Origin of the sequence: Marichromatium sp. AB31 (genome assembly GCF_003718685.1) — a bacterium.
In the GTDB taxonomy this organism is placed as follows: Bacteria; Pseudomonadota; Gammaproteobacteria; order Chromatiales; family Chromatiaceae; genus Marichromatium; species Marichromatium gracile.
This window is the reverse complement of the sequence record NZ_RHFI01000018.1, coordinates 25,078-46,083: the sequence shown is the minus strand read 5'-3', so window position 1 is coordinate 46,083 and position 21,006 is coordinate 25,078. Positions and strand designations below refer to the sequence as shown.

General features: G+C 68.4%; 15 protein-coding genes. 8 read left to right on the top strand and 7 right to left on the bottom strand.

Annotation, left to right across the window (positions count from 1 at the left end; genetic code table 11):
- Positions 1 to 65: 65 nt before the first annotated feature.
- From acs to EBL84_RS12740, 5 genes are all read right to left on the bottom strand, one after another.
- On the bottom strand, positions 66 to 2,012 hold the full coding sequence (acs, locus tag EBL84_RS12760) for an acetate--CoA ligase (protein ID WP_123141165.1): 1,947 nt from the start codon (positions 2,010 to 2,012) through the stop codon (positions 66 to 68).
- Positions 2,013 to 2,262: 250 nt separating this feature from the next.
- Positions 2,263 to 2,940, bottom strand: coding sequence for a 3'-5' exonuclease (locus EBL84_RS12755; RefSeq protein WP_123141164.1), 678 nt, complete (start codon positions 2,938 to 2,940; stop codon positions 2,263 to 2,265).
- Positions 2,941 to 2,949: 9 nt separating this feature from the next.
- On the bottom strand, positions 2,950 to 4,809 hold the full coding sequence (locus EBL84_RS12750) for a DUF294 nucleotidyltransferase-like domain-containing protein (RefSeq protein WP_123141163.1): 1,860 nt from the start codon (positions 4,807 to 4,809) through the stop codon (positions 2,950 to 2,952).
- A 177-nt stretch (positions 4,810 to 4,986) separates the two neighbouring features.
- On the bottom strand, positions 4,987 to 6,792 hold the full coding sequence (locus tag EBL84_RS12745; RefSeq protein WP_123141162.1) for a sodium:solute symporter family protein: 1,806 nt from the start codon (positions 6,790 to 6,792) through the stop codon (positions 4,987 to 4,989).
- Positions 6,793 to 6,804: 12 nt separating this feature from the next.
- Complete coding sequence (locus tag EBL84_RS12740) at positions 6,805 to 7,062, bottom strand: DUF4212 domain-containing protein (protein WP_123141161.1); 258 nt, start codon at positions 7,060 to 7,062, stop codon at positions 6,805 to 6,807.
- A gap of 543 nt (positions 7,063 to 7,605) precedes the next feature.
- Between EBL84_RS12740 and thrC the strand changes: the two genes are divergently transcribed.
- Together thrC and EBL84_RS12730 are read left to right on the top strand one after the other, a co-directional pair.
- The gene (thrC, locus tag EBL84_RS12735; protein WP_123141160.1) at positions 7,606 to 9,006 is read left to right on the top strand and encodes a threonine synthase; all 1,401 of its coding nucleotides are present in this window, start codon (positions 7,606 to 7,608) and stop codon (positions 9,004 to 9,006) included.
- Complete coding sequence (locus tag EBL84_RS12730; RefSeq protein WP_123141159.1) at positions 9,003 to 10,577, top strand: alpha-isopropylmalate synthase regulatory domain-containing protein; 1,575 nt, start codon at positions 9,003 to 9,005, stop codon at positions 10,575 to 10,577. The genes thrC and EBL84_RS12730 overlap by 4 nt, the downstream gene beginning before the upstream one ends.
- Here the strand turns inward: EBL84_RS12730 and EBL84_RS12725 are convergent.
- Positions 10,534 to 13,167, bottom strand: coding sequence for a DUF2339 domain-containing protein (locus tag EBL84_RS12725; RefSeq protein ID WP_123141158.1), 2,634 nt, complete (start codon positions 13,165 to 13,167; stop codon positions 10,534 to 10,536). The two genes, EBL84_RS12730 and EBL84_RS12725, sit on opposite strands and share 44 nt — an antisense overlap.
- Positions 13,168 to 13,483: 316 nt before the next feature.
- On the opposite strand from EBL84_RS12725, the gene EBL84_RS12720 reads away from it, so the two are divergent.
- From EBL84_RS12720 to EBL84_RS12695, 6 genes are all read left to right on the top strand, one after another.
- The gene (locus EBL84_RS12720; RefSeq protein WP_062277143.1) at positions 13,484 to 13,867 is read left to right on the top strand and encodes a DUF6394 family protein; all 384 of its coding nucleotides are present in this window, start codon (positions 13,484 to 13,486) and stop codon (positions 13,865 to 13,867) included.
- 33 nt (positions 13,868 to 13,900) lie between these two features.
- Positions 13,901 to 15,616: a TrkA family potassium uptake protein gene (locus EBL84_RS12715; RefSeq protein ID WP_123141157.1), complete on the top strand. Its 1,716-nt coding sequence runs from the start codon at positions 13,901 to 13,903 to the stop codon at positions 15,614 to 15,616.
- Between the two features lie 144 nt (positions 15,617 to 15,760).
- A complete protein-coding gene (locus EBL84_RS12710; protein WP_123141156.1) occupies positions 15,761 to 16,321 on the top strand; it encodes a hemerythrin domain-containing protein in 561 nt (186 codons plus the stop codon).
- The gene (gene hemH / locus EBL84_RS12705) at positions 16,321 to 17,421 is read left to right on the top strand and encodes a ferrochelatase (RefSeq protein ID WP_123141155.1); all 1,101 of its coding nucleotides are present in this window, start codon (positions 16,321 to 16,323) and stop codon (positions 17,419 to 17,421) included. Before EBL84_RS12710 ends, hemH begins: the two co-directional genes overlap by 1 nt.
- Before the next feature lie 14 nt (positions 17,422 to 17,435).
- Positions 17,436 to 17,870 (top strand): gamma-butyrobetaine hydroxylase-like domain-containing protein, encoded by a 435-nt coding sequence (locus tag EBL84_RS12700; RefSeq protein WP_123141154.1) that lies wholly within the window; start codon positions 17,436 to 17,438, stop codon positions 17,868 to 17,870.
- A gap of 53 nt (positions 17,871 to 17,923) precedes the next feature.
- Positions 17,924 to 19,054 carry a PQQ-dependent sugar dehydrogenase gene (locus EBL84_RS12695; RefSeq protein ID WP_123141153.1) on the top strand — a complete coding sequence of 377 codons (1,131 nt, stop codon included), beginning with the start codon at positions 17,924 to 17,926 and terminating at the stop codon, positions 19,052 to 19,054.
- Positions 19,055 to 19,614: 560 nt separating this feature from the next.
- On the opposite strand, the gene EBL84_RS12690 is transcribed toward EBL84_RS12695, so the two are convergent.
- Positions 19,615 to 20,835 (bottom strand): argininosuccinate synthase, encoded by a 1,221-nt coding sequence (locus tag EBL84_RS12690; RefSeq protein WP_123141152.1) that lies wholly within the window; start codon positions 20,833 to 20,835, stop codon positions 19,615 to 19,617.
- Between the last annotated feature and the right edge of the window lie 171 nt (positions 20,836 to 21,006).

Here is a 21,006-nt window from a genome sequence, read left to right as displayed (position 1 = left end):
GACGCCGCCCCGAACGCGCCCGGTGCTCCCGGGCGCGGCGCGTCCATGCGCCTCGGCGGCGGTCCTCAGCGGTTGAGTCGGCCGTCGATGAGCTCGTTGACCACGGTCGGGTCGGCGAGCGTCGAGGTATCGCCCAGCGAGTCGATCTCGTTGGCGGCGATCTTGCGCAGGATGCGGCGCATGATCTTGCCCGAGCGGGTCTTCGGCAGACTCGGCGCCCACTGGATGAGGTCGACGATGGCGATCGGGCCGATCTCGCCGCGCACCAGCGAGACCAGCTCCTTCTTCAGCGCATCGGTCGGCTCGACCCCGGCCATCGGGGTGACATAGGCATAGATGCCCTGACCCTTGACCTCGTGGGGGTAGCCGACCACCGCGGCCTCGGCCACGTGCGGGTGCAGCACCAGCGCCGACTCGATCTCGGCGGTGCCGAGACGGTGGCCGGAGACGTTGAGCACGTCGTCGATACGTCCGGTGATCCAGTAGTAGCCATCGGCGTCGCGGCGTGCGCCGTCACCCGAGAAGTAGTACCCCGGGTACTGCTTGAAGTAGGTGTCGATGAAGCGCTGGTGATCGCCGTAGACGGTACGCATCTGCCCCGGCCAGGGACGGGTGATGACCAGCGCGCCCTCGCCCTCGCCCTCGATCGGGGTACCCTCGGCGGGATCGACCAGCGCCGGCACCACGCCGAAGAAGGGGCGGGTGGCCGAGCCCGGCTTGAGCGCGGTGGCGCCCGGCAGCGGGGTGATCAGATGACCGCCGGTCTCGGTCTGCCACCAGGTGTCGACGATCGGGCAACGCTCCTCGCCGACGATGTGGTAGTACCACTCCCAGGCCTCGGGGTTGATCGGCTCGCCGACCGAGCCGAGGATGCGCAGCGACTTGCGCGAGGTCTGCTTGACCGGCTCCTCGCCGGCGCGCATCAGCGAGCGGATCGCCGTGGGCGCGGTATAGAAGCTGTTGACCTGGTGCTTGTCGACGACCTGCCAGAAGCGCGACATGTCGGGGTAGTTGGGGATGCCCTCGAACATCAGCGAGGTGGCGCCGTTGGCCAGCGGACCATAGACGATGTAGGTGTGACCGGTGACCCAGCCGACGTCGGCGGTGCACCAGTAGACCTCGCCCTCCTGGTAGTCGAAGGTGTACTTGTGGGTCATCGCGGCATAGACCAGGTAGCCGCCGGTGGTGTGCAGCACGCCCTTGGGCTTGCCGGTCGACCCTGAGGTATAGAGGATGAACAGCGGGTCCTCGGCGTCCATCTCGGTCGGCTCGCAGGTCGGCGCGGCCGCGGCGATGGCCTCGTGGTACCAGATGTCGCGACCCTCGACCCATTCGACCTCGCCGCCGGTGCGTCGCACCACCACCACGGTGTCGACGTTGGGGCACTCCTGCAGCGCGGTGTCGGCATTGCGCTTGAGCGGGATGTGACGGCCGCCGCGCACGCTCTCGTCGGAGGTGATCACCACCTTGCACTCGGAGTCGAGCACGCGGTCGCGCAGCGAGTCGGGCGAGAAGCCGCCGAAGACGATCGAGTGCACGGCGCCGATGCGCGCGCAGGCGAGCATCGCCACCGCCGCCTCGGGGATCATCGGCAGATAGATGCACACCCGATCGCCCTTCTCGACGCCGCGCGCCTTGAGCGCGTTGCCGAGCCGCGAGACCTCTTCGTGCAGCTCACGATAGGTGATGCTGCGATCCTCGTTGGGGTCGTCGCCCTCCCAGATGATGGCGACCTGATCGCCACGGGTGTCGAGATGGCGGTCGAGGCAGTTGTAGGTGACGTTGAGCTTGCCGCCCTTGAACCATTCGACGTGCAGGTCGTCGGCCTGGTAGCTGTAGTCGAGGACGCTGTCCCACTTCTTGAACCAGGTGACGAACTGCTCGGCGTGCTCGCCCCAGAAACCCTCGGGGTCATCGACGGAACGTCGATACATCGCCTCGTAGGTGGCAGCGTCGATGTGGGCGTTGGCGGCAGTCTCCGCCGGCACTGGATAGACCTTTTGCTCCGACATGGATGTCGTCTCCTCTTATCGTGGTCTCTTCTTGTAGGGTGATTCGGTGCCGGCGAACTGCTTGAAGCAGCGTCGATACCGTGAGGCCGGCGTCTTGTTGTGGGCACATGGTAAACGGTCACACCTGAGGCATCTAGCCATTCGCTGGGGCGCGTCTGTCATGTGCTCCAGCGCGGATGACGATCGTGGACCCTTGCGCGATGTCATGTTCCTTTCGTGTTCTCTGCCTCGCCACTGTCTCGTCCCGGACTCAGCACAGAAAGGTGCCGAGCGCCACCCCCTTGCCGTCGTCGCGGTAGGCCGCCTGGGCGAGGAACAGCTCGGCGGCGGCGAGCGCGTCGCCGAGCGCGTCGTGGGCGCCGTGACGGGGCAGGTTGTAGCGGTCGCAGAGCGCGTAGAGACGCAGGTCCGAGCCGCGAAAGGGGATCTGGCGACGCTCGAAGGTGCGATGCGCCAGCACCTGAGTATCGACCACCGGGGTCAGCAGCCCCTGGCGCCACAGTCGTCTGCAGGCGCTCGACAGGAAGCCGAGCTCGATGCTGGCGTGGTGCGCGATCAGCACCCGTCCGGCGAGCGCCGCGAGCAGCTCGGCGAGGACCGGCTCGAGCTCGCCGCCGCAGGCCGCCTGATCGTCGGTGATCTGATGGATCACCGCGCTGGCCTCGGGGATCGCGCCGCCGACGCGCACCAGATGACGGCGCGCGGTGGCGAGGTCGATGGCCGCGCCGCGTACCACCACATGGCCGACGCTGAGGATCTGGTCGTTGCGCGGATCGAGTCCGGTGGTCTCGAGGTCCACCGCGAGATACTCGACCTCGCGCCAGTCGGTGCGTGGGCGTGGCGTCGGCTGGGCGAGGTGCTCGCGCAGCGGCCCCTGGGGCGCGCGGCGCAGTCGCCAGCGCCGGCGCCATTCGATCAGTCCTGGCATCCGGCGTCCTCAGGTGAAGCGGCCCGCCTGATGGCGTTGTCCGAGTGACTCCTGCATGGTGTTGATCAGCAGGAAGGCGTCCTTGAGATGACCGCGTTCGAGCGGCGAGAGCTCGTCGGGCGAGAGGAAGTTGTCGGCCTTGGTGCCGTTGCGCAGTTGATGGGCCTGGTGGCGCATGCGCAGGGTGGCGATGAACTCCGAGGCATCGACCAGATTGGCCGCGCCGTCGCGGCTCAGCGCGCCGCACTCGGCCGCCGCGCGTAGTCGCTCGCGGGTGTTGGTCTCGGCGAGTCCGGCCGAGAGCGCATAGACCCGCGCCAGATCGATGATCGGCACGGTGCCGCGATGCTTGATGTCGAAGGTATGGTCGTGGTCGCCGCCGTGGATCAGCACGATGTTACGGAAGAAACCGAGCGGCGGGCGGTACTTGAGTGCGTTGGCGGCCATGTAGGCGATGAAGATGCGGTTGGCGCGGGTGCGCTCGAGCATGCGCTGCTGCAGCGGCTCGAACAGGCCCGCCGGGTCGTGCAGCGGGCGCAGGTCGAAGAACACGCTGGCGAGCATCAGCGCCAGTGGCTCGGGTTTGACGATCCAGGTGGCGAAATAGTCGTGCCAGACCCGCAGTGGTTGGCGCCACTTGGGGTTGGAGGCCATCACGTCGCCCGGGCAGTAGATGAAGCCGCAGGCGTGCAGACCGTCGTTGACGAAGCGGGCGAGTGCGGCGAAGTAGGCGTCGTGCTCGGGGCCGGCCTCGTCGGCGAGCAGCAGGGCATTGTCCTGATCGGAGTGCGAGGACTGCTCGCGCCTGGCCTGGGAGCCGCCGACCATCCAGCAGTAGGGGACCGGCGGCGCGCCGAGTTCGGCCTCGGCCAGCTTTAGGAGGCGCCGGGTGATGGCGTCGGTGATGGTGCTGATCGCCTGCCCGGTCTGGTTGGCGGTGGCCCCGGCGGTGACCAGGTGGACCTGCAACTCGGGGATGCGCGAGCCGATCTCCACCAGGGTCTCGAGGGACTCGGCGCGATGGATGTCGCCGACCAGATAGACGGCGTTGGCGCTCTGGAAGCGGGTCAGGTCGGTGCTCGAGACCAGTCCCATCACCCGCCCGCGCTCGATCACCGGGAGGTGATGGACGTTGAGCCGGGTCATGGTCAGCAGTGCCTCGAAGCCCAGGGTGTCGGGTTCGATGCTGTGCAGTCGCTCGGTCATGATCTCGCGCACCGGTCGCTCGCTCGACAGCCCGGCGGCGAGACAGCGACTGCGCAGGTCGCGATCGGTGATCATCCCCGCCAGGTGCTCGCCCTCCATGATCAGCAGCGAGGAGACGCGGTGCTCGGACATGATCCCCGCCGCCTCGCGGATGCTGGTCTCCGGGCCGGTGCTGATCGGTGCGCGGTTGATCATGCTGCGCACCCGTACCGTCATCAGTCCGGTGCCCGCCGGCGGGGTGTCGCACACTACGTCGAGGGCCTTGCGCAGGCGGTTGGAGATCGACTGCTCGAAGTGTTCGGCGAAGCCGGCATGGCGCTCGCGCAACGCCTGTAGTTCACCGCAGGGCAGGGCGTAGACCAGGGTGTCCTCGACGGCGGTGGCGCGGTAGTGATCGCCGTCGTCGCGACAGCGCAGGTCGTACAGATCGCCCTCGGCGAGCTTGCCGATCAGTTCGTCATCGTCGTTGCGCAGCTCGATCGCGCCGCGTCGCAGGATATAGAGCCGGGGGCTGTCCTCGTCTTCCGGCGGAAAGGCGCTGTCACGACGGAAATAGCGTACCTGGAGGCGGCGCGGAAGCTGTACCAGCGCCTCCTCGGGCAGCTGGTCGAAGGGCGGCCGGCCGGCGAGGAATTCCTGGATCTCGATCAGTTCGATGTCCATGGTCGATGTCCCGTGCCCGTGATCTGAGTGGCTCGGCCGGGTGGTTGGCGGCGTGCGCCGGCCCGGCGTTGTCGGTGTCCGTGCTGGGCCGCCCTGTCGCAGGATGCCGCGACAGGGCGAAAAAGCCCCGCCGAAGCGGGGCTTGAGTCAACGCTCAGGGATTGAGCGCGGCGTCCATCAATGGCCGCCGGCCTCGCCGGCGCCACGCGGGATGCGCACGTCCTCGACGAGGTGCTGGATGTGCTCCGGCGGCGGTGCCGTGAGCTTGGCGACGATGATGGCCACGGTGAAGTTGACCACCGCGCCGACCGCGCCGAAGGCGTTGGGCGAGATCCCGAAGAACCAGTCCTGACCCATGCCCATCTCGGGCATCAGGAAGGAGGTCCCGGGGACGAAGAAGATGCCCTTGTGCTGGAACACGTAGAGCAGGGTCACGGTGATACCGGCGATCATGCCTGCGACCGCCCCGGCCTTGTTCATCCGGGTGGCGAAGATCCCCATCATCAGCGCCGGGAACAGGGAGGAGGCGGCGAGCCCGAAGGCGATGGCCACGGTACCGGCGGCGAAGCCCGGCGGATTGAGGCCGAGATAGCCGGCGACCATGATCGCCACCAGCATCGACACGCGTCCGGCCATCAGCTCGTTCTTCTCCGAGATCTTCGGCATCATCACGCCCTTGAGCAGGTCGTGGGAGATCGCCGAGGAGATCGCCAGCAGCAGTCCCGCTGCGGTTGAGAGCGCCGCGGCCAGACCACCGGCGACCACCAGTGCGATCACCCAGGCCGGCAGGCCGGCGATCTCGGGGTTGGCGAGCACCATGATGTCGCGGTCGACCTTGACCATCTCGTTGCCGGCCCAGCCGTAGGACTCGGCCTCGGCGGCGAACTCGGCCTCGGCGTCGTTGTAGTACTGGATGCGACCGTCGCCGTTCTTGTCCTCGAACTGCAGCAGGCCGGTCTCCTCCCACTTCTTGAACCACTCGGGACGCTCGTCATAGAGCAGGTTGCCCTCGACGCTGCCGATCGGACCGATCTGGATGGTGTCCATCAGGTTGAGTCGCGCCATGGCACCGACGGCCGGGGCGGTGGTGTAGAGCAGGGCGATGAAGACCAGCGCCCAGCCGGCCGAATAGCGCGCGTCACGCACCTTGGGCACGGTGAAGAAGCGGATGATGACGTGCGGCAGACCGGCGGTGCCGATCATCAGCGACAGGGTGTAGGCGAACATGTTCAGGGAGTTGCCCATGGTCTGGGTGGTGTACTCCTTGAACCCGAGGTCGGTGACCACCTGATCGAGCTTGTCGAGCAGCGACATGCCGGTGGCGACACCGTTCTGAATGTATTCGCTGCCGAGCCCCAGCTGGGGCAGCGGGTTGCCGGTGAGATTGAGCGAGATGAACACCGCCGGCACGGTGTAGGCGAAGATCATTACCACATACTGGGCGATCTGGGTATAGGTAATACCCTTCATGCCGCCGAGCACGGCGTAGATGGCGACGATGCCCATACCGATATAGAGACCGGTGTCGTAGGGCACCTCGAGGAAACGCGAGAAGGCCACGCCGATCCCCTTCATCTGGCCGATGACATAGGTGATCGAGGCGAGGATCAGACAGATGACCGCGACGATGCGCGCCGACTGCGAGTAGTAACGATCACCGATGAACTCGGGTACGGTGAACTTGCCGAACTTGCGCAGATAGGGTGCGAGCAGCAGCGCCAGCAGCACATAGCCGCCGGTCCAGCCCATCAGGAAGACGGATGCGCCATAGCCGTTGAAGGCGATCAGCCCGGCCATGGAGATGAAGGATGCCGCCGACATCCAGTCGGCGCCGGTGGCCATGCCGTTGGCAACCGGGTGAACGCCGCCGCCGGCGACGTAGAACTCGCCGGTGCTACCGGCGCGGGCCCAGATGGCGATGCCGATGTACAACGCAAAGGTCGCGCCGACAACGCCGTAGGTCCACATATCAAGAGGCGTCATGATCTGTGCTCCTTACTCTTCGCCGACGTCGAACTTCTTGTCGAGCCTGTTCATGTTCGCCGCATAGACGAAGATCAGTACCACGAAGGTATAGATCGAGCCTTGCTGGGCGAACCAGAAGCCGAGCTTGTAGCCCCCAAGGGAAATGGCATTCAGGGGTTCGACGAGGATGATCCCGAACCCATACGAGACCACGAACCAGATGGTCAGCAGTACCGCCAGCAGGCGTAGATTCGCCCGCCAGTAATCTGCCCGTTTTTCAGGTGTCATTTCGATGTCACTCCGTAATCGACAAGTGGATTGCGTAATTGCTCGGGGTGACGGGGCGTTGACCGGCAGCCGCGCGCAAGCACGGGCCCGATGGTCAGACCGCGACAGATGCCCCCTCATTCTCTTTCTTCTAGTGTGTGTGTGCCGTATCTGTCAGTTCAGGCGCACGCTTTGCATTGTCTGGTTGCCTTTGCCGCAATGTCAACGATTCGAAGTGACATCGGATTCAATGGTGATCATTGTGACGCGGGTGCAGCATTCATCACGGCACGCTGGTGATCGTGGCCGAGACCACGCCACGGTTGCCAAGCGTGGCCAGGTTTTTTACTCTCAACCATTTCCCCGGCGTTCGCTGGGAGCAGGGGACGGATTGCGCCGCGCCCGCTCCCCCGAGCACGCTCCGGGCACGCCGCCTCGCCACCACCGGGGTGTCTGCCCGTCTCGTCCATCGTCTCCCGACGCCTGCACGGAGCGCACGTCCGAGGCCGCGCGCGGGTGCCGGCGCCCGCTCGTCTACAGCAACCAGTCAATACAGAGAACGAGATGCACTACTTGAGTACCCGCGGGGGTGTCACCTCCATCGGTTTCGCCGACGCGGTCACCATGGGCCTGGCCACCGACGGTGGTCTGTTGGTCCCGGCCGAGTTGCCCCGGGTCGATGCCGCGACCCTGCGTGCCTGGTCGCAGTTGAGCTTTCAGGAACTCGCCCTCGAGGTGTTCACCCCCTTCGTCGGCGATGAGATCCCGCGCGAGGACCTGCGCGCGCTGATCGATCGCTCCTATGCCGGTTTCTCCCACCCCGAGGTCACCCCGGTGGTCGAGGCCGGCGGGGCGCGCATCCTCGAGCTCTTCCATGGCCCCACCGCCGCGTTCAAGGACGTGGCGCTGCAGTTTCTCGGCAATCTCTTCGAATACCTGCTGGCGCGTGACGGCGGTGAGCTCAACATCGTCGGCGCCACCTCGGGCGATACCGGCTCGGCGGCGATCTACGGGGTGCGCGGCAAGGCGCGCATCCGGGTCTTCATCCTCCACCCCAAGGGCCGGGTGTCGCCGATCCAGGCGCGCCAGATGACCACGGTGCTCGACGACAACGTGCACAACATCGCCGTCGAGGGGACCTTTGACGACGCCCAGCGCATCGTCAAGACGCTGTTCAGCGACCTGCCGTTCAAGCGCAGCCACCACCTCGGCGCGGTCAACTCGATCAACTGGGCGCGGATCCTCGCCCAGATGGTCTACTACTTCTACGCCTGGGGTCGGGTCAGCGGCGGCGATCCCGAGCGCGCGGTCAGCTTCTCCGTGCCCACCGGCAACTTCGGCGACGTCTTCGCCGGCTATCTCGCCCGCCGCATGGGGCTGCCGGTGCGCCGGCTGGTGATCGCCACCAACCGCAACGACATCCTCACCCGCTTCGTCGACAGCGGGGTCTACGCCGCCGAGTCGCAGGTCCACCGCACCCTCAGCCCGGCGATGGACATCCAGCTCGCCTCCAACTTCGAGCGCTATCTCTACTTCCTCCACGACGGCGACTGCGCACGGGTGCGCGCGCTGTTCGAGGGGCTGCGTGAGCACGGTCGCATCGAACTCGACGCCGAGCGCCACGCGCGGGTGCGCGCCGACTTCGACGCCCGCGCCGCGAGCGACGCCGAGACCCTGGAGCAGATCCGCGCCAGCTACGAGTGCGACGGCTATATCTGCTGCCCGCACACCGCCGTCGGCCTCCATGCCGCGCGTGGCATGGACGACGCCATCTGCCTGGCCACCGCGCATCCGGCCAAGTTCAACGAGGCTGTCGAGCAGGCGATCGGTCAGGGCGCGCCACTGCCGCCGTCGCTGCAGGGGTTGATGGAGCGCGAGCAGCGCTGTGTCGAGCTGCCGGCCACGGTCGAGGCGATCAAGGCCGAGATCGAGCGCACCCTCGCCGCCACGGGGGCGGGTGCATGAGCGAGTCGGCCGAACGCTATGTCCAGATCATGGACACCACCCTGCGCGACGGGGAACAGACCCAGGGAGTGTCCTTCTCGCCGGCAGAGAAGCTCAATCTCGCCAAGACCCTGCTCGAACAGGTGCGGGTCGATCGCATCGAGGTCGCCTCGGCGCGGGTCTCCAGCGGCGAGGCCGACGCGGTGCGTCAGATCCTCGGCTGGGCCGAGGGGCGCGGACTCGCCGAGCGGGTCGAGGTCCTCGGCTTCGTCGACCAGGGGCGCAGCATCGACTGGATCCGTGATGCCGGCGGACGGGTGCTCAACCTGCTGACCAAGGGCAGCGAGCGTCACTGTCACGGCCAGCTCGGCAAGACCCTGGAGCAGCACGTCGGTGATGTGCGCGCCTGTGTCGCCCGCGCCCAGGAGGCGGGGCTTGCCGTCAACCTCTATCTCGAGGACTGGTCGAACGGCTATCGCGACACCCCGGACTATGTCTATCGCTTCGTCGAGCAGCTCGCCGACAGCGGGGTGGGGCACTTCATGCTGCCCGACACCCTCGGGGTGATGACCCCGGAGCAGGTCGAGGCGGCGATCGCCGACATGGTCGCGCGCTTCCCCCGGCTGTGCTTCGACTTCCACCCCCACAACGACTACGGCCTGGCCACCGCCAACGTGCTCGCCGCCGCGCGCGCCGGGGTGAGCGCGCTGCACTGCACCGTCAACTGTCTCGGCGAGCGCGCCGGTAATGCCTCGCTGGCCGAGGTCGCGGTCAACCTGCGCGATCAGCTCGGCTATCGCACCGGCATCGACGAGACCCATCTCGCCCGCGCCAGCGAGCTGGTCGAGTACTTCTCGGGCAAGCGCATCGCCGACAACGCGCCGATCGTCGGCGCCGACGTCTTCACCCAGACCGCCGGCATCCATGCCGACGGCGATCGCAAGGGCAGTCTCTACCACTCGCGGCTCTCGCCCGAGCGCTTTGCCCGGCGACGCAAGTACGCGCTCGGCAAGCTCGCCGGCAAGGCCTCGCTGGCGAAGAACCTCGAACGACTCGACATCGAGCTCTCCGAGGAGCAGCAGCAGACGGTGTTGCGCCGTATCATCGAGCTCGGCGACTCGAAGAAGACCATCACCACCGAGGATCTGCCCTTCATCATCGCCGAGGTGCTGGAGAGCAAGGATTACGACCATGCCGAGCTGCTTGCCTGCTCGGTGGCCTCGACCATGGACTTGGAGTCGACCGCGAGCATCAAGGTCCGTATCGAGTGCGACGTCTATAACGCCGTGGGCAGCGGCAACGGTGGCTTCGACGCCTTCATGAGCGCGCTCGCGCGGGTGGTGAAGAAGCGCGGCCTGACCCTGCCGCGGCTGACCGACTACGAGGTGCGCATCCCCAAGGGCGGGCGCACCGATGCCCTCACCGAGTGCAGCATCGTCTGGCAGACCGACCTGGGCGAGCTACGCACCCGCGGGGTACATGCCAACCAGGTGTTCGCCTCGATCGCGGCGACGCTGCGCATGCTCAACATCGTCATCCACCGCGCACTCAAGCAGGCGGCGGCTGCCGAGTCCGCGACGACGGGCGACTGAGCCCTGTCTCGTCGGCTGTCGTCGCGCGCGGCGGCAGCGGCGTCAGCCAGCCGATCCCCATCATCAGCCCGCCGACGGCGAGGAAGGAGACGATGCGCTCCACCCCGCCGCGCGCGGCCAGATCGATCGCAAACAGCTTCACCACCGCCAGCGTCAGCACCGCCGCCGCGCCGAACCAGAGCGCGCGCGAGCGCCAGCGCCGCGCCCCCAGCAACAGCACCACCGCGCACAGCCCCCAGCTCACCGACAGCACCATCTGCGTCGGTGCCGAGTCGAGCAGCGCCGCCACCCGGTAGTCCACCCCCCAGGCATGGTGCAGTGCGCGCAGCAGTACCAGATTGAGCCAGCCGAAGCCGAGCACCCCGAACAGCGCGGTGACGGCCCGCCGGCCCGGCGCGCCGGGGGCGATCAGCCCGTGCGTCTCGAGCGCGCGCCACCAGCGCCACAGCGCGATGAGCACCAGCGCGGTGACGAGATCGAGCGGGTTGACGAGCGGCAGCCGAGGCCAGGGCGCGCTACCGCCGGCGATCCCGGTCGACCAGATCGACCAGAGCGCCAGCCCGAGCGCGAGCGGCGCGGCGAGCGCGCCGACATGGACCCGCGCCCAGGTCAGCGGCCAGGGTCGCGCCCGCGTGGCCAGCAGTAGCGCCACGGCCGGGAGCAGCGCCAGCGCCGCGGCGTGCCAGCCGGGGGCGGGCTGGTGCGCGACCAACGCCCACCACAGCCAGCCCCAGTCGAGCACCAGCAGGGTCGTCAGCCCCTGGGCGAACAGGCCCCAGCCGATTCGCGGGGCGAGTGCGCGGCGCTCGACCCGCCACAGCAGCAGATAGCCGAGGGCGACGAAGGCCGGCCAGGCGAGCGCGCCGCCGGCGCCGAACGGTTGCTCCAGCCGCTCGGCGCTGGCCGCCAGCGCGACCAGCCCGAGCAGCGGCAGCCCGCCGAGCAGGGCGTCGAGTCGCGCCCAGCGCAGCCGGGTGGCGGCGAGTTCGGCGAGCAGCGCGCCGAGCAGGGTATAGCCGATGAGTCGCGCCGGCAGCACCGCGCCGGGGTCGAGGCGCCACAGCTCGGCGGCCCCGGCGCCGAGCCACCACAGCGCCCCCCAGCCGATCAACCAGGGCGCCAGGGCGCGGCACCAGGGGCGGGCACGCTCGAACCAGTAGGCGCTTACCAGCCCGGCGAGGGCGATCGTCAGCGCGCCGAGCACCTCGGCGCCGAGGAAGGGGCGCGGGTCGGCGGCGGTCTCGGCGAAGGGCAGCGTCAGTGCCGCGCCGAGCTGGAGCAACAGCGCGAAGACCAACACCCGCGTCTGCTCCTGACGGGCGCCGATCCAGGCCATGGCCGCGCCCTCGAGCGCCCAGAAACCGGCGGTGAGTTCGGCCTCGAGGGCGAAGACCGGGGTCAGCGACAGCAGGATCACCGCGAGCGCGAGGAAGGTCTGGGCGAGTAGCGTCGTGGCAGGATGCCCGTCGCGTCGCAGCCAGCCGGCGAGGACGAGATAGAACAGCCCCATCGCCAGGGTCGAGTAGGCCTCGCCCCAAGGCAGGTGGGCGACCAGCGCGAGCTGACAGGCGAGGGTCAGCAGCGGGGTGCCGAACACCAGGGTGGCGTCGACCGGGGTGGCGGAGCCCGGCGGTCGGTGCCGGGCGTGGAGCACCGTCACGGCGACATAGACGAGGAAGAAGTAGATCAGGAAGGGCTCGACCCGATGGAACAGTGCCGGCTCGTAGCGCAGCACGCCCCAGACGATGCCGATGACGAAGGTGAAGGCGAAGCCGAGCAGGTTGAGCGCGCGCCAGCCGCGCGCCCAGGCCAGCGCCAGCACCAGGGTGTCGAGCAGGGCGTAGTAACCGAACAGCACCACCGGGTCGCCGCCACCGTCGGCGCTGATCAGTGGCGCGAGGAAGCCGCCGATCAGGCCGAACCAGGCGAGGCTGCGCGCCTCCTGGGTGAGCGCCAGGGCGAGACAGACGAGCGCGATCAATGCCAGCAGCGCGAAGGCGGCCACGGGCCCGAGCAGCCCGGCAAGCACATGGGCGCCGTGGACGTCGAGATAGAGGATGCCGATGGCTGCGCCCTGGAGCAGCAGTCCGTAGTCGCGATTGCGCGCGCACACCCGCCAGCCGAGCCCGAGCAGCCCCAACGCGGCCAGCGCGATGGCGCCGAGACGCAGCTCCAGCGACAGCCGCAGCCACTGCTGGTCGACCGCATACTTGATCAGGAAGCCGGTGCCGACGAACACCAACAGGATGCCGATGCGCACCAGCGGATTGGCACCGAGCAGGCGCTCGCGCAGGCGCCAGGGGGCGCGTGGGGCAGGCGTCGGGCGGGGCGGGGTTGGCGGCGGGGCGGGCAGGTCGAGCGACAGCGGCTCGGAGTCGGGGGCTTGCGCCGGTTCCGGCTGGGGCTCCGCGGGCGATGGGGTCGCACGCCCCAGCTGCTCGCGCAGCATCCGCTCGAGCAACTGCTGGCGGGCGAGCACGAAACCGAACAGTGCGCCGATCAGCGGCGCGGCGAGCCCGTCGAGCCCGGCCTCCGCCAGCCATAGCCCGCCGGCGAGACCGACCAGGGTCAGGATCAGGGTCAGGGCCATGCCGGGTTCCTCGTACCGCCGTGTATGCCGACACGTTAGCCCGGCGCTCGGAGCGGGGCAATCGGGGCGGCAGCTATCAGCCACCAGCCACCAGCTACCAGCTACCAGCCACCGTTGCCGCCAGTCGCCAGCTGTCAGTGGACGCTTGTGCTCAACGACGGTGGTCAAGGACTGTCCGCCCTTTCACTGGCGGCTGGCGACTGGTAGCTGGCGACTGGCGACTGGTAGCTACCCGCCGGCAAACTGCTATGATGCGCCGGCGGTCTGGCCGCCATCGTGTTCGCGCCCGCTCGGGCCCCTTGTTGCGGAGAGACGGATGAATCCGGAAAAGGTCGTCTTCGGCTTCTTCATCGTGCTCGCCCTGACGCTGAACTTCGGGTTCTTCGTCGGCGAGATCGACAATCCCGACCATCATCACGCCTGGGAGCTGTTCGCGGTGATCGTGGTCAACCTCGTTGCCACCGTGCTTAAGTTCGGCGACCGCACCCAGCTCGGCGCGGTGCTGCTCGCCACCAGTCTGGTGGCGATCCTGCAGCTCGTCGCCGCGGCGCTGGTGTGGACGGCGGTGGTGCACGTCGGTGAGGGCGGCATGACCCCCTCGGCGATGGCCAGCATCGTCTCGCTCGCCGGCGGGGCGATGATCGCCAACGTGGTCTCGGTGGTGCTGTTGCTGATCGAGACGGTGATGCTGCGCCGCTGAGCGGTGCGGCGCCGCGACCGGGGGAGCCGTCGCATGGATACCATCGTCTTTCTCGTCTTCCGGCGGATGCGCGCGCCGCTGCTGTCGCTGATCCTGGTCTATGCGGTGGCGATGGCCGGGCTGGCGTTGATCCCGGCGCAGGACGCCGCCGGCGAGCCGGCGACGATGAGCCTGTTCCATGCCTTCTATTTCGTCAGCTACATGTCGACCACCATCGGTTTCGGCGAGCTGCCCAATACCTTCACCGATGCCCAGCGGCTGTGGGTCTCGGGTTGCGTGTTCGCCACCGTGGCGGTGTGGATCTATGCCATCGGCACCCTGATCGCGCTGCTGCAGGACGCGACCTTTCAGCGCGCGATCCGCGAGCGCCGCTTTCGCGCCCGGGTGCGCGGGCTGTGCACCCCCTTCTATCTGGTCTGCGGCTATGGCCAGACCGGCAGCGCCCTGGTGCGGGGGCTAACCGATCGTCATCTGCATGCGGTGGTGGTCGATATCGATCCCGAGCGCATCAATCTGCTCCAGCTCGAGAACCAGCGCGAATACGTCCCCGCGTTCTGCGCCGACGCGCGCAGTCCGGCGCACCTCGAGGCGGCCGGGCTCAGGCATCCGCTGTGTCAGGGGGTGGTGGCGCTGACCAACGTCAACGAGACCAACCTCAAGATCGCCATCGCCGCCAAGCTGATGCACCCCGAGGTGACGGTGATCTGTCGCGCCGACTCGCACGAGGTCGAGGCCAACATGGCCTCCTTCGGCACCGACCACATCTACGACCCCTTCGATACCTTCGCGCTCTACATGGCCACCGCCATCCAGGCGCCCTGTCTCACCCTGCTGTTCGACTGGCTCTCGGGCTTCGGCGGCGAACGGCTCAAGGAGCCGCTGTTCCCGCCGACTCGGGGGCGCTGGGTGATCTGTGGCTATGGTCGCTTCGGCAAGGCGATGTACAAGCATCTCAAGGAGCAGGGGATGGAGGTGCAGGTGATCGAGGCGCTGCCACACAAGACCGGGATCCCCGAGGAGGGTGTGGTGCAGGGCCGCGGCACCGAGGCGGTGACCCTGGAGCAGGCCGGGATCCGTCGTGCCGTGGGGTTGGTGGCGGGCACCGATCACGACGCCGACAACCTCTCGATCGTGATGACCGCGCTGATGCTCAACCGCGGGCTGTTCGTGATCGCGCGCGAGAACCAGCACCACAACCATCAGTTGTTCGCCCGGGTCGGTGCCCATGCGATCATGCACCCCAGTCTGATCGTCGCCAATCGCATCGGTATCCGGTTGGTCAACCCGCTGCTCTCCGACTTCGCCACCCTGGCACGGCTCGAGGACGAGCCCTGGGCCTGCGAGCTGGTGAGCCGGGTGCTGGGGTTGGTCGGGGAGTGCGCCCCGCACGTCTGGGAGATCGTCCTCGAACCCGGGCGCGCCTTCGCCGTGTGTGACGCGATTGCGCGCGGCGAGCCGCCGACCCTGGAGATCCTGTTGCGCGACCCGCAGGCGCGCGACGAACGCCTGCCGGTGATCCCCCTGCTGCTGGCGCGCGACGGCGCCCGGTGGTTGCTCCCGGGGCCGGAGACCGAACTCGAGGCCGGCGACCGGCTGCTCTGCTGCGGTCGCGAGTGGGCGAGCAGGCGCATGGGTTGGACGCTGCAGAACCTGCATGCGCTCGACTATGTGTGTGGTCGCGAGAGCTGGCGCGAAGGGCCGGTCTGGCAGTTGCTGGCCCCATTGCTGCGGCGCGCCCGCGATCATTGACCGCCGCGCCGGGAACCCCGACCGATGCCGCTCGTCTGATGCTGGATGAGAGCCCGGGGACGCATCGCGCGTGCCTTGGCTCGGCTGGAGATGATGGCATACTGGATCGATTGAGACGATTGCCACCGACTAGGAGAAAGGCCTATGCACCCGGTGATGACCCGACTGGGCCAGGACCATGCCCGTCTCGTCAAGCTGCTCGACCTGTTCGAGACCCTGCTCGACCGCTTCCACGCGGGTGAGGAGCCCGACTACGACCTGATGTCCGAGATGCTCGAGTACATGGACGGCTATGCCGATACCGTCCATCACCCGACCGAGGACATCATCTTTCGTCGAGTCCTCGACAAGGGCGCCGGGCAGCACGAGGTGTTCGACGTGCTGATGCGTCAGCACGCGAGCCTCAGCCAGATCAACAAGCGCTTCCGTCAGTCGCTCGACGGCATCCTCAACGAGGAGGTGCTGTTGCGCGAGGACGTCGAGGCCAATGGTCGCGAGCTGGTCGCGACCATGCGCGCACACCTCTCGCTCGAGGATCGCGAGGCCTTCCCGATCGCCCTCGAGGTGCTCGACGAGGCCGACTGGGACGCGGTGGCGGCCGAGGCGCCCTCCGCCGAGGATCCGCTGTTCGGCGCCCCCGATCCCGAGCGCTTCCAGGCACTCTACCGACTCCTTTCCGAACAGGCCCAGTCCGAGACCCCTTGATGAAGTTCGTCGATACCCCCGCTTACCGCCATGACACCCCCGAGTCGCTCGGGGTGCTGCTGATCAACCTGGGCACGCCCGACAGCACCAGCGTGCCGGACGTGCGCCGCTATCTCGCCGAGTTCCTCTCCGATCCGCGGGTGGTGGAGATGTCGCGCGCGCTGTGGCTGCCGTTGCTCCACGGCATCATCCTGCGCACCCGCCCGGCGCGCTCGGCGCGTGCCTATGAGTCGGTGTGGACCGAGGACGGTTCGCCGCTGCTGGCGATCTCGCGGCGGCAGCGCGACGGCATCGCCGAGCGGCTGGGCGCGCGGCTCGGGGGGCCGGTCAAGGTTGCGCTGGGGATGCGCTACGGCAACCCCTCGGTGGCCTCGGCGCTGGCCGAGCTGCGCGCGGCCAATGCCCGACGCATCCTGGTGCTCCCGCTCTATCCGCAGTACTCGGCCACCACCACCGGCTCGGCCTTCGACGCCGTCACCGCCGAGCTGCGGCGCTGGCGCTGGCTGCCGGAGCTGCGCTTCATCAACCAGTACCACGACGATCCGGCCTATATCGATGCCCTGGTCGCCAGCATCCGCGCGTACTGGGCCGAGCACGGCGAGCCCGAGCGGCTGCTGTTCTCCTTCCACGGCATCCCCAAGGACTACTTCGACAAGGGCGACCCCTATCACTGTCTGTGTCGCAAGAGCGCACGGCTGGTGATCGAGTCGCTGGGGCTGGCGGAGGATCGTTGGGGGATGTCGTTCCAGTCGCGTCTCGGTTCGAGCGAGTGGCTCCAGCCCTATACCGAGACCACCCTCAAGGAATGGGGCGCGGCCGGGGTGAAGTCGGTCCACGTGCTCTCGCCCGGGTTCTCCGCCGACTGCTTGGAGACCATCGAGGAGATCGACGAGGAGAACCGCGAGTACTTCCTCGAGGCCGGCGGCGAGCACTACGGCTACATCCCCTGTCTCAACGACGCCCCGGCGCATCTCGATCTGCTCACCGAGCTGATCCTGCGCCACTGCGCCGGCTGGCCCGGGCTCGACGCCCCGACCGAGGATGCCGAGGCGCTCGCCGAGCGTCTGGCCCGCGCCCGCGCGCTCGGCGCCGAGTACTGACCGCGGAGGTCCCCATGGACGACGCCCATCCACTGCCCACCGAGATCCGCCTGCACCAGCGCTCGCGGGTGCTGGAGCTGGCCTTCGACGACGGGGCGCGCTTCCGGCTGCCGTGCGAGTACCTGCGGGTCTACTCGCCCTCGGCCGAGGTGCGCGGTCACTCCCCGGCGAGCGCCAAGCTGCAGCTCGGCAAGGAGCGGGTGAACATCACCGCGATCGAGCAGATCGGCGCCTATGCGCTCAAGATCCGCTATGACGACGGTCACGACTCCGGGCTCTACGACTGGGGTTATCTCCATCGCCTCGGTCGCGCCTGGCAGCCGCTGTGGCAGGACTATCTCAAGCAGCTGGAGGAGGCCGGCGCGCACCGTGAGGGTCCCGACCCCTTCGAACAATTGCAGGCGCGCGGCGAGGTACCGGCAGAGACGGCGGCGACGGCGCGCGACTGACACCCGGGAGCGGGCGCGGCCCGCAGGAGTGGAGGCACATGGATGGAGGCCTGATGCGTCGCCGGACAGTGGTGCTGTGCGCGCTGCTCGGCGCCCTCGCGGTCGAGGCCGCGCCACCCGAGGCCCAGGGCTGGCGCGCCGAGGTGGTGACGCGCGGGCTCGAACACCCCTGGGCGATCGCCTGGCTGCCCGACGGCACGGCGCTGATCAGCGAGCGACCGGGCCGGCTGCGTCGGCTCGCGACCGACGGCCGGCTCGACCCGAGGCCGATCGAGGGCGTGCCCGAGGTGCTCGCCGAGGGGCAGGGCGGTCTGCTCGACGTCGCCCCACACCCCGACTTCCGTCGCAACCGGCTGGTCTATCTCAGCTATGCCGAGGGTACGGCCCGCGCCAATCGCACCGCCCTGGCGCGCGCGCGACTGGTCGACGGCGCGCTGCGCGATCTCGAGCGTCTCTATGCCAACCCCGACACCAAGCGCGACACCCAGCACTTCGGCTCGCGCATCCTCTGGCTCGACGACGACAGCCTGCTGCTCAGCATCGGTGACGGCGGCAACCCGCCGATTCGCTTCGCCGGCGGACTGATCCGCGAGCAGGCGCAGCGTCTCGACAGCCACTTCGGCAAGATCCTGCGGCTGCGCGCCGACGGCAGCCCCCATCCCGACAACCCCTGGTTCGCTGCCGGCGGCGCGCGCGCGGCCATCCACAGCCTCGGGCATCGCAACATCCAGGGTCTCGCCCGCGACCCGGCGAGCGGGCGGGTGTGGGCCAACGAGCACGGCGCGCGCGGTGGTGACGAACTCAATCGCATCATCCCCGGCGCCAACTACGGCTGGCCCGAGGTCACCACCAGCCACGAGTACTGGGGACCGGCGATCTCCAGCGTCCACCAGCGCGTCGACGTCACCGCGCCGCTGCTCGAATGGACCCCCTCCAAGGCGCCGAGCGGGCTCGCTTACTACAGTGGACGGCACTTCCCGGCCTGGCGCGGCGACCTGTTCAGCGGCGCGCTCAAGTTCGGCGAGGTGCGGCGTATCGACCTGGAGGACGGCGCGGTGGTGGGCGAGGAACGGCTGACCATCGGCACTCGGGTACGCGACGTGCGCGAGGGCCCCGATGGCCACCTCTACGTCCTCACCGATGCGCCCGACGGCGCGTTGCTGCGGATCGTCCCGGATGGATAGCGCGCGGGGCTAGCGTTCAGCGATCAGCCGCCAGCCGCCAGCCGCCAGCCGCCAGCCGCCAGGGGATTGAACCGCCAAGACCCAAAGGACACGAAGAAAGCGACCAGCCTTCAGCAAACAGCCTCCAGTGTCGGTATGCGGTCAACCGCGACGCGACGAGACAACCCTGCCCCCTCACTGGAGGCTGGCGGTTCGAACCAGCTTCCAGCGATCAGCTTCCAGCCTCCAGTCGGGGAGACTGCGCCTTGCCCGGTCTGCGGATCTGCAGACCGTCCGCTTGCTTTGCGTCCTTCGCGCCTTGGCGGTTCAATCTTCTGGTCGCTGGTCGCTGGTCGCTGGTCGCTGGTCGCTGGTCGCTGGTCGCTGGTCGCGCCTTTCGCTGGGCACGCGACGCTTTGCCCAGCCTACGCACTGATATGAGCCTTCAGCTTTGATCCAGCGGGGAGGGTTTGGCGCTTGTGGCTGGCGGCTGGTAGCTGGAGGCTGAGGGCCTTTCTCTCTGGAGACCGTCGCCGCGGGGCGCGGCGACGGTGGCCCGGCCCGAGGGGCCGGGTGGGGGATCAGCCGCGCTTGCGGCCGGCCACGCGCAGGCGCAGCGAGTTGAGGCGGATGAAGCCGGTGGCGTCGGTCTGGTCGTAGGCGCCGGCGTCCTCCTCGAAGGTCGCGATCGACTCGTCGAACAGGCTGTTGGTCTCGGAGCGACGGCCGAGCACGCTGACGTTGCCCTTGTAGAGCTTGAGACGGACCACGCCGTTGACCACCTGCTGGCTCTCGTCGATCGCCGCCTGCAGCATGCGCCGCTCGGGGGCGAACCAGTAGCCGTTGTAGACCAGGCTGGCGTAGCGCGGCATCAGCTCGTCCTTGAGGTGCGCGGCCTCGCGATCGAGGGTGAGCGACTCGATGGCGCGGTGCGCCTTGAGCATGATGGTGCCGCCGGGGGTCTCGTAGCAGCCGCGCGACTTCATGCCGACATAGCGGTTCTCGACGATGTCGGCGCGCCCGATGCCGTTGGCCCCGCCGATGCGGTTGAGTTCGGCGAGCACCTCGGCCGGGCTCATCGCCTTGCCGTCGATGGCGGTGATGTCACCGCGCTCGAAGGTCAGCTCGATCTCGGTGGCCCGGTCCGGGGCCTGCTCGGGCGAGACGCTCCAGCGCCACATCGCATCGCCGGGCTGGGTCCAGGGGTCCTCGAGGTCGTAGCCCTCGTAGGAGATGTGCAGCAGGTTGGCGTCCATCGAGTAGGGCGACTTGTTGCCCTCGCGCTTCTGCTCGACGCCGATGCCGTGCTTGGCGGCGTAGGCCATCAGCTTCTCGCGCGAGAGCAGGTCCCACTCGCGCCAGGGGGCGATGATCTTGATCTCGGGGTTGAGCGCGTAGGCGCCGAGCTCGAAGCGGACCTGATCGTTGCCCTTGCCGGTGGCGCCGTGGGAGATGGCGTCGGCACCGGTCTCGGCGGCGATCTCGATCAGGCGCTTGGCGATCAGCGGACGCGCGATCGAGGTGCCGAGCAGGTACTCGCCCTCGTAGACGGCGTTGGCGCGGAACATCGGGTAGACGAAGTCGCGGACGAACTCCTCGCGCAGGTCGTCGATATAGATCTCCTTCACGCCCGCGGCCTCGGCCTTGGCGCGCGCCGGCTCGAGCTCCTCGCCCTGACCGATGTCGGCGGTGAAGGTCACGACCTCGCAGCCGTACTCCTCCTGCAGCCACTTGAGGATCACCGAGGTGTCGAGTCCGCCCGAATAGGCCAGAACGACTTTCTTGACTGCGCTTTGCGCCATCGTCTTGCTCCAGAATCGTGAAGGGGTGTTTGCAGGGGCCGGGCGAGCGACTCGCCCTCCCCGGTGGCGGATACCAGTGGCGCGCGGTGCCATGATCGGCCCGACGGTCGCGTCCCGGGTAATCCGCCAGTATAGAACGTCGAGCGGGATCAAGGGGAGGGGCGGAGGGCG

Coding starts and splice junctions, on each gene's coding strand:
- acs (WP_123141165.1), bottom strand. CDS start 2,012: ATGTCGGAGCAAAAGGTCTATCCAGTGCCGGCGGAGACTGCCGCCAAC.
- EBL84_RS12755 (WP_123141164.1), bottom strand. CDS start 2,940: ATGCCAGGACTGATCGAATGGCGCCGGCGCTGGCGACTGCGCCGCGCG.
- EBL84_RS12750 (WP_123141163.1), bottom strand. CDS start 4,809: ATGGACATCGAACTGATCGAGATCCAGGAATTCCTCGCCGGCCGGCCG.
- EBL84_RS12745 (WP_123141162.1), bottom strand. CDS start 6,792: ATGACGCCTCTTGATATGTGGACCTACGGCGTTGTCGGCGCGACCTTT.
- EBL84_RS12740 (WP_123141161.1), bottom strand. CDS start 7,062: ATGACACCTGAAAAACGGGCAGATTACTGGCGGGCGAATCTACGCCTG.
- thrC (WP_123141160.1), top strand. CDS start 7,606: ATGCACTACTTGAGTACCCGCGGGGGTGTCACCTCCATCGGTTTCGCC.
- EBL84_RS12730 (WP_123141159.1), top strand. CDS start 9,003: ATGAGCGAGTCGGCCGAACGCTATGTCCAGATCATGGACACCACCCTG.
- EBL84_RS12725 (WP_123141158.1), bottom strand. CDS start 13,167: ATGGCCCTGACCCTGATCCTGACCCTGGTCGGTCTCGCCGGCGGGCTA.
- EBL84_RS12720 (WP_062277143.1), top strand. CDS start 13,484: ATGAATCCGGAAAAGGTCGTCTTCGGCTTCTTCATCGTGCTCGCCCTG.
- EBL84_RS12715 (WP_123141157.1), top strand. CDS start 13,901: ATGGATACCATCGTCTTTCTCGTCTTCCGGCGGATGCGCGCGCCGCTG.
- EBL84_RS12710 (WP_123141156.1), top strand. CDS start 15,761: ATGCACCCGGTGATGACCCGACTGGGCCAGGACCATGCCCGTCTCGTC.
- hemH (WP_123141155.1), top strand. CDS start 16,321: ATGAAGTTCGTCGATACCCCCGCTTACCGCCATGACACCCCCGAGTCG.
- EBL84_RS12700 (WP_123141154.1), top strand. CDS start 17,436: ATGGACGACGCCCATCCACTGCCCACCGAGATCCGCCTGCACCAGCGC.
- EBL84_RS12695 (WP_123141153.1), top strand. CDS start 17,924: ATGCGTCGCCGGACAGTGGTGCTGTGCGCGCTGCTCGGCGCCCTCGCG.
- EBL84_RS12690 (WP_123141152.1), bottom strand. CDS start 20,835: ATGGCGCAAAGCGCAGTCAAGAAAGTCGTTCTGGCCTATTCGGGCGGA.